The 15,154-nt window shown below is 53.3% G+C and carries 17 protein-coding genes; all 17 read right to left on the reverse strand.

Features of this window, described 5'->3' with window-relative positions; all coding sequences use genetic code 11:
- Window positions 1-17 precede the first annotated feature (17 nt).
- The 17 genes from MUU46_RS04315 to MUU46_RS04395 all read right to left on the reverse strand — a co-directional run bounded on the left by MUU46_RS04315 (window position 18) and on the right by MUU46_RS04395 (window position 15,006).
- Window positions 18-893 (reverse strand): DUF4434 family protein, encoded by an 876-nt coding sequence (locus MUU46_RS04315; protein ID WP_258964860.1) that lies wholly within the window; start codon window positions 891-893, stop codon window positions 18-20.
- On the reverse strand, window positions 893-3,874 hold the full coding sequence (locus MUU46_RS04320; RefSeq protein ID WP_258964861.1) for a phage receptor: 2,982 nt from the start codon (window positions 3,872-3,874) through the stop codon (window positions 893-895). The genes MUU46_RS04315 and MUU46_RS04320 overlap by 1 nt, the downstream gene beginning before the upstream one ends.
- Window positions 3,871-6,111: a cyclic di-3',5'-guanylate-activated glycosyltransferase NfrB gene (gene nfrB / locus MUU46_RS04325; RefSeq protein ID WP_258964862.1), complete on the reverse strand. Its 2,241-nt coding sequence runs from the start codon at window positions 6,109-6,111 to the stop codon at window positions 3,871-3,873. Before nfrB ends, MUU46_RS04320 begins: the two co-directional genes overlap by 4 nt.
- A gap of 59 nt (window positions 6,112-6,170) precedes the next feature.
- Window positions 6,171-7,268, reverse strand: a complete 1,098-nt coding sequence (gene wecB, locus MUU46_RS04330) for a non-hydrolyzing UDP-N-acetylglucosamine 2-epimerase (protein ID WP_258964990.1) — start codon at window positions 7,266-7,268, stop codon at window positions 6,171-6,173.
- A gap of 587 nt (window positions 7,269-7,855) precedes the next feature.
- Entirely contained in the window at window positions 7,856-8,092 is a 237-nt protein-coding gene (locus MUU46_RS04335; protein WP_258964863.1) for a hypothetical protein, read from the reverse strand.
- An 11-nt stretch (window positions 8,093-8,103) separates the two neighbouring features.
- Window positions 8,104-8,955 carry a DUF4942 domain-containing protein gene (locus MUU46_RS04340; RefSeq protein ID WP_258964864.1) on the reverse strand — a complete coding sequence of 284 codons (852 nt, stop codon included), beginning with the start codon at window positions 8,953-8,955 and terminating at the stop codon, window positions 8,104-8,106.
- Between the two features lie 78 nt (window positions 8,956-9,033).
- Window positions 9,034-9,237 (reverse strand): hypothetical protein, encoded by a 204-nt coding sequence (locus MUU46_RS04345; RefSeq protein WP_258964865.1) that lies wholly within the window; start codon window positions 9,235-9,237, stop codon window positions 9,034-9,036.
- A gap of 28 nt (window positions 9,238-9,265) precedes the next feature.
- Complete coding sequence (locus MUU46_RS04350; RefSeq protein WP_258964866.1) at window positions 9,266-9,757, reverse strand: DUF5983 family protein; 492 nt, start codon at window positions 9,755-9,757, stop codon at window positions 9,266-9,268.
- Window positions 9,754-10,140: a TA system toxin CbtA family protein gene (locus MUU46_RS04355; RefSeq protein ID WP_258964867.1), complete on the reverse strand. Its 387-nt coding sequence runs from the start codon at window positions 10,138-10,140 to the stop codon at window positions 9,754-9,756. The genes MUU46_RS04350 and MUU46_RS04355 overlap by 4 nt, the downstream gene beginning before the upstream one ends.
- A 44-nt stretch (window positions 10,141-10,184) precedes the next feature.
- A complete protein-coding gene (locus MUU46_RS04360; RefSeq protein WP_258964868.1) occupies window positions 10,185-10,535 on the reverse strand; it encodes a type IV toxin-antitoxin system YeeU family antitoxin in 351 nt (116 codons plus the stop codon).
- A 31-nt stretch (window positions 10,536-10,566) separates the two neighbouring features.
- The gene (locus MUU46_RS04365; RefSeq protein WP_258964869.1) at window positions 10,567-10,788 is read right to left on the reverse strand and encodes a DUF987 domain-containing protein; all 222 of its coding nucleotides are present in this window, start codon (window positions 10,786-10,788) and stop codon (window positions 10,567-10,569) included.
- Window positions 10,785-11,309 carry a RadC family protein gene (gene radC / locus MUU46_RS04370; protein WP_258964870.1) on the reverse strand — a complete coding sequence of 175 codons (525 nt, stop codon included), beginning with the start codon at window positions 11,307-11,309 and terminating at the stop codon, window positions 10,785-10,787. Before radC ends, MUU46_RS04365 begins: the two co-directional genes overlap by 4 nt.
- 10 nt (window positions 11,310-11,319) lie before the next feature.
- Window positions 11,320-11,793: an antirestriction protein gene (locus tag MUU46_RS04375; protein WP_258964871.1), complete on the reverse strand. Its 474-nt coding sequence runs from the start codon at window positions 11,791-11,793 to the stop codon at window positions 11,320-11,322.
- 349 nt (window positions 11,794-12,142) lie between these two features.
- Entirely contained in the window at window positions 12,143-12,961 is an 819-nt protein-coding gene (locus MUU46_RS04380; protein ID WP_258964872.1) for a DUF932 domain-containing protein, read from the reverse strand.
- A gap of 154 nt (window positions 12,962-13,115) precedes the next feature.
- Window positions 13,116-13,370: a DUF905 family protein gene (locus MUU46_RS04385; RefSeq protein WP_258964873.1), complete on the reverse strand. Its 255-nt coding sequence runs from the start codon at window positions 13,368-13,370 to the stop codon at window positions 13,116-13,118.
- Window positions 13,367-14,083 carry an EcsC family protein gene (locus tag MUU46_RS04390; protein ID WP_258964874.1) on the reverse strand — a complete coding sequence of 239 codons (717 nt, stop codon included), beginning with the start codon at window positions 14,081-14,083 and terminating at the stop codon, window positions 13,367-13,369. The genes MUU46_RS04385 and MUU46_RS04390 overlap by 4 nt, the downstream gene beginning before the upstream one ends.
- Window positions 14,084-14,568: 485 nt before the next feature.
- Window positions 14,569-15,006 (reverse strand): GNAT family N-acetyltransferase, encoded by a 438-nt coding sequence (locus MUU46_RS04395; protein WP_159870772.1) that lies wholly within the window; start codon window positions 15,004-15,006, stop codon window positions 14,569-14,571.
- Window positions 15,007-15,154: the final 148 nt, after the last annotated feature.

Consider the following 15,154-nt stretch of genomic DNA (forward strand, 5'->3'; position numbering starts at 1 on the left):
TCCCATGGCCTACATCATCAATTTTCCAGCGTACCTTTAGCAATGGGTAAATAGCGTAGTGAGAAATAAATACGGTCTTTATCACAGGCTGTTTTTTGCGTCAGACGAGTAGTGAGTTCTGTTGATGATAATGCTTTCGTATTAAACGTTTTGCCCGGTTGGGTCTGAAAGAGCTCGTAGACGATACCTTGCGCAGGCGTCAAAGACTCACAACCCGCGCTGGCATCGAGATAAAGCGCTCTTTCCGATCTCGTTAGCGTATTTACGCCCTGACCATCCTGAACCCAGACCTGAAGCCCCAATTGATGAATTTCCGCAAGCATACGCCCATAGCTTTCCGGCGTCATATTTCCGGCGAAGAAACTGCTGATATACACCGGCTTGTTATCTACCGTGGTAAGTTGCGTGCGGGTAGTGCTCAGCCACTGCCGGAGTTGCGCTCTGGCCCCTGGATTACGCCAGTTCAGGTCGTCAATTTCTGCGCTGATATACCAGCCGTCGGCATACGCTGACCATTTTTTTGCCTGTTGAATATCCGCGACGCGCAGGCGATTGAGGTAATTCGTCAGGGCGGTGGCAGTTTGTTTCTGGCGCTGAAAAAAGTCAGGATCGGCATGAAGACCAATAATGACATTCAGACCAGCGGCGCGTGCGTCTGTTGTCCGTTGTTGTAACAGGTTGAGTTCATTGCCGTTGCTGAATGCCTCGCCGTAGCGGGTCCATTGCAGCACCAGGGTGTCAAAACCCGTCTGGCGAACGTTTTGCATCAGACTGCGCCATTGTTCAGGCGGAATGCTGTTATCCCGCAGTTGTGGCTGCCAGAAGATGGCATTCATGGCACAGGCCAGCGGGCTGAACAGTGCCAGCAGCAGTAAAAAGTGACGTCGTTTCATTACCAGTGAACCCCCACGGTGAAGAACGCGTTATTCCGTTCACCCGTATCCTGATTGATCGCTTTGAACGTATGCTGATATTCCAGACCCAGACTCACTTTATGCGGCCAGGCGTCGTATTGTGTTTGCCCGGTCCAGATATTCCAGCGCACGCCAAGCCCACCAAGCTGAGTTCCTTCTGTATGGCCGTCACGGTATCCATTTATCTGGATATGCGCATAAGGCTCAATGGTTTGATGCTGCCCCACTTTTTGGTGCCAGCTGGTCCGGTAATCAGCGGTCCAGGCCTGAATATCCTGGCGGATGTATTCTGCCGCATCCAGATAAAGGTTTTGGGCAAACCAGCCACTGCCGTTCGGGTGCCATTCATCACTGTACTTGCCATCGTTGAAAAACGAGGCGCTGGCACGCAGCATCGTGTCGGTTTCGCCGTGATGATGGTCAAGAGCAAACTGCTCTTCAACTGCCAGAAAGAGCGTCTGGTCATGCAGCGGCTTCCAGCGAAGTCCCGTGCCGAGCATCGGATTTTTAACCGGCAGCACGACGCCGCTGTCATCGGTACCGGCAAACAGGCGGGTATAGACTGACAACATATCGCCATCGACCAGCATATTGCGGCCAAGACGGTACTCCGCTTCCAGTTGTCCGAAACTGCGATAACTTTGTGCTGAAGAAGGACCGCTCAGCGGGTTACTGAATGGACTTGCTGCCGCTGAGTTTAAGCCAATGGAGGTGTCGAAATTGATTGTCCAGCGACGTCCGATATCTTCATGCAGGCGGCGGACATCATAGCGCTCCTGGTTTTGCGCCGTGATGAGCGGCGTGACCTCTGAGGCAGCATCCAGCTCATCAACCACCTTGCGGGCATAGAGTTGTGTCTGTGGGATATTCCCCAGTCGTTCGTTGACGTACATCAACTGACGAATGAGCTGAGGATCGTCCGGCGAGGTGTTACGCGCTTTTTCCAGCGCATCGCGTGAAGCAGCGTAATCGCCATCACTCCATAGCGCATAGCCCAGAGCGGCCTGAACGGAACCGTTATTGGGATCCAGCACCAGCGCCTGGCGGAGATCGGCAATGGCTTCTGGCTTCTGGTTAAGTTCCCGGTATAGCGCAGCGCGCGACGTCAGGACGCTCACCGTCGGTTCAATCGCGGCAGCCTGATTGAGATCGGCTAAGGCGCGCTCTGGCTGTGCCGGAAGATAGCGCTGGGCATGCAACCACCACCAGTTTTCGCTGTGATCAAGACCGCGCTTGCGTGCTTCATCCACCCAATTATCGCGTGCGATACGGTCTCCGGCGGACTGAGCTGTATTCGCGGCAGCCATCAAATCGTCGTTGCTCATCTGTGCGACAGGCAGCAACTTCCAGGCTTGCATCGCGGTGACGTAATCCTCTACAGCATACGCCTGATAGGCCACCGCACGGCGTTGATAGATATCCGGCTGGCGTTGTTCTGCCTGTTGTCGGGCATAGAGCGCCATACCGGGAAGCGTGCTGTGATAGCACTCCGCCAGTCGGCTCCAGGCCGCGGCCTCATACTGCGGTGAGAGATCGCCAAGGAGTTTACGCGTGGCCTGACAGTCGGTGTTAACTCCCGGAAGCTGACTCTGGATCTGCCGCAGTGAAGCGCTTGAGAGTGGGGTACTCAAACGTGCACGTTGTGACTGGGTGGCGAGATCAGGATAACGCAGTAGCAGCCCGGCCAGGCGGATAACCAGTTTCTCCGCTTCAGCAGATGCGGCCCCAAAGGGATAACGCGCCAGCAGCAGAGACGCCGCCTTGCGGGATTGACCATTCTGCATCAGCTGCCAGCTGTAGTTATCAAGCAGTGAGATATTGCCGGGCGCGTGCTGATACATGAGCCCGGCCAGCCGGGCACTTTCCGCACGATTGTGGGTTACGGTGCTCAGGGCATAACGTTCAGACAGCATCTGATCTTCAGGCAGCGCATCCAGCAGTTTTTGTGCCTGCTCGTACTGTCCTGCTTTCATCGCCGCAGGGAAGGTGGCGCTGGTGACGTAGCGCTGGTTGGCCGTAAATTGCGGCGTGTACTGCTGTAACGTCTGCTCAGGGTCTTTACTGTAGCGGGAGATAAGATAGAGCCAGTTCTGCTCCTGTGTTGCCGTGTCAAAATGCGGTTGATTATCGGCAAGGTAGCGCTGTAATTCGGTATTTTTACCGCGTGTGGCAAGAGTACTGGCAAAAGCCAGTTGCTGCCCGGCATTGGCAAATATGCCCTGTGACTGGAGTGTCCGGATACGGTTATCGAGCTGACCGGCAAGTAAAACATCGAACCACTGTTGCTGTTCTTCGGCGCTCAGGGTGTGCTGTTCGTTTTTCCGACTGAAGATAGCATCTGCTGTCTGCCATGCTTTCAGATAGATGGCCCGCTGGAGAATACTATCCTCAAGCGCCTTTCCATCGGGAGTACCAGCGAATGCCGCATCATTAAGCTGTGCCAGCGCAATATCGAGTTGTTTCAGCTTCAGCGCATTTTGCCCTGTTTCGCTGCGACACTCCGCGGTGGGTGCCGTATCGCAACGCTTCTGCTGTGCCAGAAGTTGTTCAACGGTGGTGACAGGCTGTATTTTCCGTGGGATCGCAGCCAGTTGCTGTTGCAGACGTGGGTCATTCGGATGGCGTTTTAGCTGTTCCTGCAACACCTGTCGGGCCTGATTGTCATGGCCAAAATGGCGGTAGGATTCCGCCAGATAAAGGGTCAGTGCAACGTTATCGGGCGCTTGCTGATGGATATGACGGAATTCCTGAAGGGCTGTTTTTTCGTCGTTATCCTTTTGCGCACGTAACGCTTTTTCCAGATGAGGATAAATAACAAAGTGACGATAGTCGCTTAATCCGAGCGCTTTCGCGCTGGTGTCTGTTACGCCATCCTGCGCAAATGTGCTGGCACTGAACAGTGAGGCGACCAGCACGCTGACCACGCAGGGTGAAAATCGACGAGTATTTTCCCTGCTCATGCGTGCTCCTGCTCTTGTTGTTGCTGAAGTTCTTCTAGTTGCAGGTCGGTGAAACCGGCACTTTTCAGCAGTTCCGGCATGGAGATCTGAAGCTCTTGCTGTAACTGGAGAACCTGATTCAGGGTTGCCTGGGTCACGACACCTTCGTCCACCAAAAATTCGCCCAGGGGTTTCTCGCTACGTTCATGACGAAGCAGTAACGCATTCATGGACGAGTTGTTGATGTGGCCGAGGGAGGTCAGCACTTCTGCAAATAATAGCTGGCGCGGTACATATTGCTGCCACAGGGCGTCAGCCTGCTGAGGAGTGAGCCAGCCTTTCGCTACCGCTGAGCGTAGGAGTTCACGGCTGTCCTCGCCACGATGGCGGGCATACCAGTACCGCAGCCCTGTCACAACCTGCCCACGTGGAACGATGACATATTTTACTGCGCAGCGCATTTTACGCTCCAGAGCCGAGAGGGAGACCGGGTCGATCCCCTCCTCGCTGGCGACGATCAGCACATTTTCTTCGAAACGGAGTGGCAAGACGGCGTAACGTAGAGCGATGGCCGCAGGCATGTTGTCGATAAGCGTGCTATCGATCTCCCAGGCATCGATCGATTCCATCTTCACACCACTTTGCTCTGCAAGCGCTACGGCGAGCTGCTTTGCCGTAATGAACCCTTGATGCATAAGTGATCCCCCAAGACGTAGACCAATAACTCGATGCGTCAGCGCGTGCTCCAGCTGCTCTGCGCTTATCACCTGATGTTCCAGCAGGATCTGACCTAAAGGTCGCAGCGCTCGGTTTTCACCGGTCACACTCGGAAAATCATGGGTGGTTTTATCCCAGGCGACACGCCGCGGATCGCCATGCTGAATGACCTGGCGCAGGGCACGCCAGTTAGCCATAAAGTTGATCAGGTTGCCCCAGAACAGGCGCAGCACTGACAGTAACCCTTGCGTGAGACCGTAATAGACCGTTACGAAGATCACGCGCTGCAGGATACGGTTGGCCATCAGAGCAAAGTTTATCCACAGCAGTGTCACCAGCCAGGGGCCGCCGGTAAATATCGACAAGAATTGCCATGCATCCGGCCAGACACGCTGATAGATAAGCAGCAAAACCAGCTGAATCATAATAATCATCGCAAAGAAGCTCAGGAAGTTACTGATGGCTCCTTTACGGTCACGCCAGAGAAAATAGTTGAGTGTCGGGCTTTTGGTCCAGCGATGGGTTTTGAACCCCTGAAAGACAATACCGATAATCCAGCGAGATTTCTGGCGCATCGCGGTGGTAAAGGTATCAGGGAAATATTCCCGAACGCAGATCACGGAAGAGGAGCGGGCGCGTTGCAAAAATTTGCGTGAACGTCTGGCTTTGTCATCCACGACGGGAAAGCGCACAAAAACTTCCGTCATGCCTTTGGCTTTTAAGCGAAAACCGATGTCGTAATCTTCCGTCAGACTCTGTACATCGAAGGCGATACCGTCACCATCGGCCAGCAGAGCCATGACCGCCCGGCGACTGAAACAGGTCCCGACACCTGCGCTGGGCACCTGCCCGGCGATGGCTTCGCGGACAGGCACATCCTTGCCATGCAATTCGGCGAACTCATCAATATAGGACATGCTTGTGAAATGATGCCATTTACGTTCAAAGGGATACACCGGGATCTGAATGAGATCTTTGCGGTCAACCAGATAGTTAAACAGGCGCAGTTCCATGGGAGAAATAACATCTTCGGCATCGTGCAGAATGAAACCAGAAAACGTGAAATTTGCACTGCGCTCAAACTGAGTGATGGCGTCAAGAATGTTATTCAGGCAGTCGGCTTTGCTGGTGGGTCCTGGGCGTGCACACACGACTTTATGCACGTTCGGGAAACGGGCACAGACCTCATCAACATCGCGTTGCGTATCAGGATCGTTAGGGTAGGTACCAACAAAAATATGGTAATTCTCATAGTCGAGCGTCATGGCAGCCAGCTCAGCCATGTTGCCGATTACTCCGGTTTCGTTCCATGCCGGTACCATAATGGCGAGCGGTTTTTCATCGGGCTCATACAGTGCCTGGTAGTCCATATGCTGGTGACGACGATAAACTGTAGCCGCCCGTACAGCACGACGAAACCAGTAGATGATATCGATGATTAAGTCATCCAGTCCACTGATTAACATCATTATTGCCAGAGTAATGGCAACCACCTTGAGTCCATAAAGGTAGGCTGAAAAAACATCCACAAACCAGCTCATTATTTCACCAGATATTATTAGTTATAATTTACAGAGACATAAGCCTAACGCATAAGTTGCTATAGATGGAAAAAGTCTTTTACCGCCCGGACTATTTTCATACTTGCCTGACCATCACCGTAGGGCGATGTACCAATAACCATCTTCCTGTATTCATTCGGGTTATCAAGCAGAGTTGAGACGTGATCAATGATGTCCTGTTCATCGGTACCGGCCAGACGCGTTGCACCGACCGCCAGCGCTGCGGTGCGCTCCGTTTCCTGACGAAGTACCAGAACGGGTTTCCCTAATGCCGGGGCTTCCTCCTGAACACCGCCAGAATCCGTCAGAATGAGATGCGCCTGTTTCATCGCGCTGACAAATTGCTCATAGCCCAGCGGATTAATTAATTTGATACGGTCATTTTCGGCAAGGATGCCGTAGACCGTTTCCCTTACATGCGGGTTCGGATGCACCGGGAACACAATACAAACATCATCATATTTAGCGATGATGCTACGTAGTGCGTTACAGATATTCTTCAGCGGTTCACCAAAGTTTTCCCGCCGATGTGAAGTCACCAGAATCATTCGGCTGTTTTCCGGTAACGTAAAGCCGGGTTCAACATCTTGCTTTGCTGTCTCAAGTAATGCATCGATGACGGTATTGCCCGTCATGACGATTTTGCAGGCATCTATCCCTTCACGAATCAGGTTGTCCTGGGCTAAGGTTGTTGGGGCAAAATGAAGTGCTGCCAGATGCCCGGCAAGGATACGGTTTCCTTCTTCAGGAAAAGGGGAATACAAATCGCGACTGCGTAAACCTGCCTCGACATGAGCAAACGGTGTTTTGCGATAAAACGCGGCCAGAGCGGCGGTAAAGACCGTAGTCGTGTCCCCTTGAGCGATAACCATATCGGGGTTGAAACTTTCCAGAACAGAATCAATACCGGTAATTAATTTTGCCGTGAGCTCCGGTAATGTCTGGTTAGGGGTCATCACATCCAAATCGTAATCATAAGCAATGCCAAACAGGCTAAAAACCTGATCCAGTAGATGTCGGTGCTGTGCGGTGGCAAGCACACGGACCTCGAAGGCGTTGTCATTTCTCAGCGCCATGATGACGGGCGCCATTTTTATCGCTTCAGGGCGGGTACCTACAACACACAACAGCTTCATTTTGTTCATCTTTGCCTTTTAGGTAATTGTGGATAAAACTTTTTTGTTAAATTTTAAACAACAATGAAGAATTACCGAGCAGTTCATTTATGCAAAAAAAAATATGTGAATCATTTTGTTGTTTCATTGTATGGGAGCGGGGTTAGTCCAACTATAGAACAGGATCGTCTACCGGGGTGGGGTCAGTCCATAAATGACTCTGAGGTGTCTGTTATAAACCCGTGGTGATTCAGATTGTTGCATCAGTAAGCAACAAAAAAGGGCTCCTGAGTGATTTGAAGGTACAGAATTCTGTCGAATCAGACTATACCCTCGCAAGGGTATTGATGTGGGTAGAATGTGGTTGAGTTGGGTTGAAGTAATGCTTTGGGACGTGTTGATTCTGAAGGGCGTAGAAAGCAAAAAACCCGCCATAGACGGGTTCTTCTAAATGTGGTGCCGGACTCGGACTAACGCCGCAGGCGTTTGAACAACGCGCTTGTCGCGTTGGCCCCGAAGGGGTGAGCCGCTTGCGGCGAATAATCGAACGGAGTTCGATGGAGAGTCCGTATCCCAGAAAGCAAAAAACCCGCCATAGGCGGGTTCTTCTAAATAGTGGTGCCCGGACTCGGAATTGATTTGGTGGTGTATTTGTATTGATATATATGGTTTTTATTGAGTTTCATGAAATCATGGGCCCCCAGTAAGGCCCCCATCTGCAGAGCGTCAAAATTTGACGGTTGAACGGGAATTTTTACGTCCATTTGAAATGGATTTGATAGTACGATGTTTTGACCATGTGCGGAATCGCAGCGAGCATTATTGGCGTTTGAAAATAATACCATAACCTAGCTCCTTAGTGTTTAGTGGGCAACGCCCCCGGATAGTGTCGGGCGATGATGTCGTTCATCCTGTCAATCAGCTCTGGCCGTTTGAACGTGATGTGCGCTGAGCCCTTCTGGAAGTAGCGTATCGAAAAATAATCATCTTCAAACACCGCTGATGTCCGTTGTGCATCAATATGCTGGTCCAGCCTGACCCCCAGGTCATTGCGATTCTCTGGCACCGGTTTGCCGTCCAGCAGATTCAACATGCGTTCCAGATCTGCGAGTTGATCGCGCCGCTTTCCCCAATTGAGCCGAAAACCCCATTGGGTGTAATTCACCAGGCCATTGACGATGATCTTCTTACCAAACTTACAGGGTGAGTTCGTTTTGTAGTCCCAGCTCAGGCTTTTGAAAACGTTAATGACGCCACGCTCAAAGACCTCATTTTTACTGTGGTGCAGTTGCGTAAACGTCGAGAGGATGTTGTCTTCACTGATAGCCGGAATATCATCCTGCTCAAGATTCCGGTACCACTCGTCACGGGCAGCGGCATCCATCAGTGATATCATCCCGGATTTGAGCATCAGATCGCGCCAGATACTGCGGTCGAGATTGCAGGTAATGACCTTCATGGCGGTTTCTTCTTTCTCTGTCAGCCAGCAACCGCAGCGGAAATCCTGCTTCATGGCCCAGTCCAGGGCTGTTTTCCCTCCGATGCTGCTGGTGAGCGCAGAGATCCCGGCCAGCTGGTGGATCATCGCCCTGATTCGCTCCAGTGCAACGTTACGTCCGGTGACGACACGCTCAATATTGGTGGAACTGATGATTTCGGTGTGCCCCGATATGACATCATGATCATTAAACATGTGTTGTTCAGGCATTTTTCTTTCCTTTATATAAACAAAAACGCCAGCCGGTAAGGGCTGGCGTGTATGCGCGTGGCGTTTTTGCCGGGTGAATCATGGTGATTCAGGGCGGCGCAGAAGCTGAAGATGCCGGAGATCGGCAACATCACGGCGTACCTGCCGGATCAAGGGCAGCAGTACGGCGGGATCGGTCCGCTCCTCATCGTTGTCGAAGATGATGTGTGTTCCGCAATCGATATTGTCCTGAAGCCAGTCAGACAGGATATCCAGTGCGGCTTCAGCGGTGAATGTCGGCATGTTGTACCTGTGTTGGGTGGGGAAGGAATTACCAGTCAAAAATCGCAAAGTCTGGCAGCAGTTCGCCAAAGGCATCCAGATGAATGATGCCCAGTTGATAACGACGCATCAGGATGAGTAACAGGCGGCGACAGGCGCCGGAGAGTCCCAGGCGTTTGAGTCGCAGGATCGGAAACGTCCATGCATCAAGGCGGATCAGATAGCCACTGCCGGTATAGTGGATCCATTCGGCGTTGCCATACTCCGGATCCTCATGCGACAACGCATACAGCAGCGAATTGTCTTCACGAGTGATATGCGCCGTGCTGCAACATAGCCCACTGAGCCGGGTCCTGAAGGGCACCGGACTTTCGACGCTAACGGTTCCCGGTTCATCCGCAATACGCAGTGTGCAGCCGTTGCTGTTCACGGCATCGACCAGCTGGCTGAGTTCAATGCCGTCCATATCGATGGCAATCCGCCCCTTATTGAGCGCCAGTACGTTGATGCTGTCAGCTTCAATATTGAGAGAGAGCTTCATTGTGGTGAATCCCCTCTGGATGGCCCCGTACCGCAGGTGATACGGGTGACCTGCTGATAGCCGTTACGCTGCATCAGGCCGGTAGCACGACGGGCGCGAAGAATGTCGATACTGCTGATGAGCGGCGACTGCTCCATCGCGGTGAATCCGCCACGGTCGGTGCGTACCAGGTCATATTTCTCGACAATGAAGTTCACGGCGTCGCACAGTGAAATTCCGGCGTCGATATGCTCCTGAATGACAGCATCGTTGCCAAACGGTGTATCGCTGAGTGCCAGGCCATAGTGCTGACCCAGCAGGTGAGTAAGCAGGGTCTGCCAGATTTCCACGGGCGCAGGATGTGACGATGCCGCCCTGGACGGGAGTAAAGGTAAAGTTTGCATACTGTGTTCTCTGTGGAGGTGTGGGCGGGAGTGGCGTGTAAGCCTTAATGCGTGATGGGCTGGCCAGGATAGATGGCAAGACAGACATAGCCGCAGCTGCCGAGCGTATCGGCGTCGCAGGTCAGGCCATTGTGGGACAGGGTCACGCAGTGCCGATGGCGTGGGTTGAGTTCACCGGAGACCAGCATTAACTCAAGCTGTTTGAGTATTAACGAGAATGCCTGGTCAAGCTGGCGGGCTTCAGCCTCGCTGAACTGACCGGTGATACTGGCACGGTCGGCCAGATAGTGCAGCCGGTGGCCTTCCTGCACCAGGCGAGCGCCAGGCCGTGGGTTGATACCACGCTTCAGTCCCCATTCGGGAACAGGGATACCGGCAGTGTTGTTATCTGACATTTAAGCCCTCCTTAAAAATCACATGATGAAATTAATTGAGCGTGACGCTGCGCAGGATGACATACGGGCCATTGCGGTCCTGTCGGCGCTCGGCGAACACGGCCAGAACACCGCTGATATCCTGCACCTCCCGCCCGGCGTAATGGCAGATACTGCCACTCCACTGGTATTTGCCGGTGCAGAAGCGAAACAGCCGGGAGCCCGGATGCTGGCGGTATATCGCCATGGCCTGACGTTTGCTGATGATGTTCATAACCAGCCCCGTTCACTGAGCGAGACCATCTCCATCCCGCCGATGACGAAATGGTCCAGCACACGGACGTCAACCAGCGCCAGCGCCTGCTGTAGCCGCGTCGTTATCCGGCGGTCTGCCTGGCTGGGTTCAGGATGTCCACTGGGATGATTGTGGGCGAAAACAACCGCTGCGGCATTGTGCTTCAGGGCGGATTTCACCACCTCTCGGGGATGCACGCCGACATTGTTGACCGTGCCACTGAACAGCGTTTCGTGAGCGATAAGGCGATGCTGGTTGTCGAGATACAGCGCCATAAACACTTCACGATCCTGACCGGCCAGATGCAGACGCAGCCAGTCGCGGGTGGTGCTGGTGGAGAGAAACGGTACCCCGGGTTCACGCAGTTGCTTCTCCAGCAGGCTGATAGCACGGCGGATGGTCTGCTGCGCGTACGATGACAGTGTGGAAGGCGGAAGTGTTTCAGGTAAGAGCGGGAATAAATCGGGCTGAGTGGAGGGAGGTGATGAGTACGTTGTCATGGTCTGGCCCTCAGTCAATCAGCCGCATAATGCCGTGACATTCCGCGTGCTCCAGTGCGTAATCGCGCAGCCGGTAATAGTGCGCCGTCATCGCATTGCATCCGGTACGGCAGGCGTGGTGGCTGTATGCTATCAGGCATACCGTAATACCCGCCGCTTCACTGCTGAGTTCAGCCCCGTTCCCGTTCATCTTGTTGAACAGTGACCAGCGCAGGTCGTTGTCCTCGTCTTCAGGCGCGATAAAGGCACCGCCGTTGCTCAGGGTGTAGAAATTCCAGATGCCTCCACTGTAGTCGTCACTGAAACGATCCATCCAGGCAAAGATATGCGGCTCAAGGATTATCCACTGGGGGACCTTGCTGAATCGCTGCGGCCAGAAGCTGATGCGATCTTCATCGGCTACGGGCGTCACGGTAATTCGATTGGGTTCTGCGACAGGAACGGTTTCAGCAGGAGTGAACAGCGGCAACGTGTTATCGATCATGGTGATTCTCCATAAATAGAAGCTGTGGGCGTGAGTTGCCCGTGAGTGGGTAAGAAGGGAAAGTAAACGGGTGAAGCAGCAGCGTTTCGCTACTCTGACTGCTTCCGTCAGGACGCCGGTGTACAAATGTAAGGGCTGAAAGCCCATAAGCTCATAGCGACAAGGGGGGATGAAACCGGATACGCGTCACATACGGGCTGCGTTTGAGACGATCCCCGCGCCGGTGCTCTGGTCATGCCGGTGGAGGCTGCGGTATATTTTCTGCAACCGGCCTCAGATCGGTGCTTTTAGTCATCAGATTTACCCCGCTTTGTCCCCCGTACTTATGATGGCAAAGTCGGGGCATTTTTCAGCTCAGCGCCTGCTGCAGCTCTTCCGCCATCACCCACAATGCACGATTGAGTTTGATATCTCCGTCGATACCGTTAACGGCACGGGTACGACTGCGTTTCCCCTGGACTGAGCGACCGCTGAGGCCCCCTTTGCTCAGGTTCTCCTGCAGCCGGTTGTAGACGGTCCACAGGTCGCTGCTCTCATCCTGCCAGCGGCGCGGAGAGAGGATTTGCGCTTCGGTTACGGGCTGATGCTCTTCGCTAAAGCGATACGTCAGGGCTGCTTTCGCCAGTGCCTGCTGTGCCGGGAGAGGCAACAGCAGCGACTGCATGCTCTCACGCTTCTCCTCCACCCGGTCAAAGACCCCAAGCACCTCATACGCCCCCTCAATAACGTTTTCCACCACATTTCCCCTATGCGGGACGCGTACTTCGCCAAACGACTGACCGCAAACGAGCCCGTTGGTACAGACGGCTCTGAAGAGCCCTGGCAGCATCTGGTATGAACTGGAGCCGTCATGACTGTTGAGCAGAATGATTTCCGCCACCTGCCTGTCGGCTATCTGTCCGGCACGGCGCAGGCGTAGCATGTGTTTGGTGTGCTCACGCTTGCTGAGGTCACGAACCCGGGTCTGGCAGGCAAAGAACGGCTCGAACCCTTCTCGTCTCAGGTTCTCCAGCAGCGTGATAGTCGGAATATGGGTATAGCGCGCTGAACGTGACTCGTGCTTGTCACTGCCGAACACGCTGGGGACGTGGGTCATCAGTTCGTCGTGGGTCAGTGGACGGTCACGACGTATCTGGTTGATTCGGCCAAAGCGGCTGGCTAATCGCATAATGAAAACTCCTGTGTGGTGAACGGCATAAACGCAGACAGGCCACACTCCCGGTAAGGGGGGCGTGGCCTGCTGCGATGAATGTGGTATTGATGAATCGAGGCAGTAAATGTATTGCCGGAGAGGGTGATGCTGATGGTGATATGCGTGGAGACTAACTGTTGTCCACCGGGATAACCCGGATACCCTCGCTGGCAATGTAGCGGTTGAGCATGGCTCCGGCTTCGGGGGCAAAGTTCCAGTCGTGCCAGAGCAGCATGCCTTCACTGTTGCGGATGACAAGACGAAAGTGCGAGCCCTGGTCATCTTCAAGGGCAACGTTGGTGTACATCGCGGCAACGGCGTCAGCCTGAGCGCGGGTGAATTCACCCGCCGGTAACGGCCCGTCGGGTCTATTCTGGTGCATCATGAATCCCCCTGCGTGGTGCTGCCCAGGCCGGGTAGCGGTCTGAGGAAGGTATTGCAGGCAATGCGCCCGACGGTGCGGGTGGTGGTCACATCCACCGCCCCGCTGACCATACCGCCTGCCAGGGGAACCAGACGGACGAATTGTCCACCGGCGCTCACCCCGGCGCGGGCTGCCATCAGAATCAGCGTCTTCTGAATAATCTGCTCAGTGAAGGTCCGGCTCCAGCGCTCTACGGCTTTCATGGTCACGTCATGCAACAGGGCACGAGCAGCATTACCGCACAGGCACAATCCCGCTAACGCCCGGATGCGTTCATCAGCAAGACGGTGTCCGCCCAGGCAGGCGAGTGCGGCAATCAGACGCGTCTGCAGAAACAACACGCTGGTGACGTTCAGCGGCAGCGTAAATGGCAGCGCCACCACGCCCCCGATACCGGACAGAAACCCACTGCTGCCTGCCTTGATGCTCTCCCAGTGCACCATGCTGCGGGCGGCCAGCTGCACATCGCCCTTTGCATCCTCCAGATAGCGCTCTGCCAGTGTTTCGGCGGACTCAATCCCGGCGATACCGCTCACCGCTTTGTCATAGAGCCAGCCCATCACCGACCCCAGGCCACCCGGCGGCGGGAGGTCACCGATAACATCCTCTTCCTCGCCATTGTGCGGGTCATGTTCAAATTCCATGTCTTCTTCGAATGCGTCGTCGTGATTCATTGATTTTCCTGATGATTAATTAGCGGACATAAAAGAAAGCCGGACTTCCCTGCGAAGAGAAATCCGGCTGTGTGTCAGTAAGGTGATATGGGGCTGAAAAAATCTGGAATGCAGGATGGCGACAACCCACTGATGGGGAATGGGCTTATTTCTGGCAGGTTTTAGTATTTGTTACGAACGGAACGGTTAATGCATTGATTTGTCTTACCGACTGATATCGATGTATCAATCGATATTGCAGAACACTTTAAGCCATGCGGTTTATCACCAGAAAACGATATGATTTTTTTTGACAGTATCGTAGGCGTGGTTGCTGGTGGGGCTGCCGCCCCACTCCAATATAAGCAGTTTATTGCCCGAATCCGCATACTACCCTCAGTAGCTCATCGACTAAATATTCATTAAAAAAGCCTGATTACGCAGCCTGTCTCTTAGGCCGCTAAGAGCGAAGAGCTGACGCCCCTGTTGAAAGATGAAGATGAATTTTATAAGGATTTCTTCATAAATATCCGGCTTGTACCTTCCGGCTCGCAGCCAATACGCCCAAATTCCTCCCAACCGTGTTTTTTGTAAAAATCAGGAGCCTGAAAGCTTATCGTATACAAAAATGCAGCTGTGCAGCCCCTTCTCCGCCCTTCATCCTCGAAACGGTTGAGGATATCTGTACCAAGCCCCATTCTCCGCAGCTCCGGTGGAAGATAGAAAAGATCTATAAAAAGGAGACCCAGTGACGAACGTCCTTGCATTCCTCCAAGTACTTCACCAGTTTTAGTTGATTTTATTAATACAGATAATGGTTTACGGTCACTTATTCCCGTCATTAAATCGTTGAAATGATTGAGCCCTTCTTCAATAGGTAATGATTGTTCCGCATCAGTGTTTTCACAAATCTCAAAACTTATCTCTTCAACCGAGCCATTCATTTCAAAAGTCCTATTTGCTGGATAAATAACTGTTTAAATTTACAGTTGTAGAGTCGAATTTCAAGCCTTTTATTTTCTGCTTTGCCTTTCCACTGTACAACTGAGGCATCAACGTCCGCTGTTGGCACAGGGCTGCTATTGCAGCCCT

The organism is Scandinavium tedordense, assembly GCF_024764965.1.
In the GTDB taxonomy this organism is placed as follows: Bacteria; Pseudomonadota; Gammaproteobacteria; order Enterobacterales; family Enterobacteriaceae; genus Scandinavium; species Scandinavium tedordense.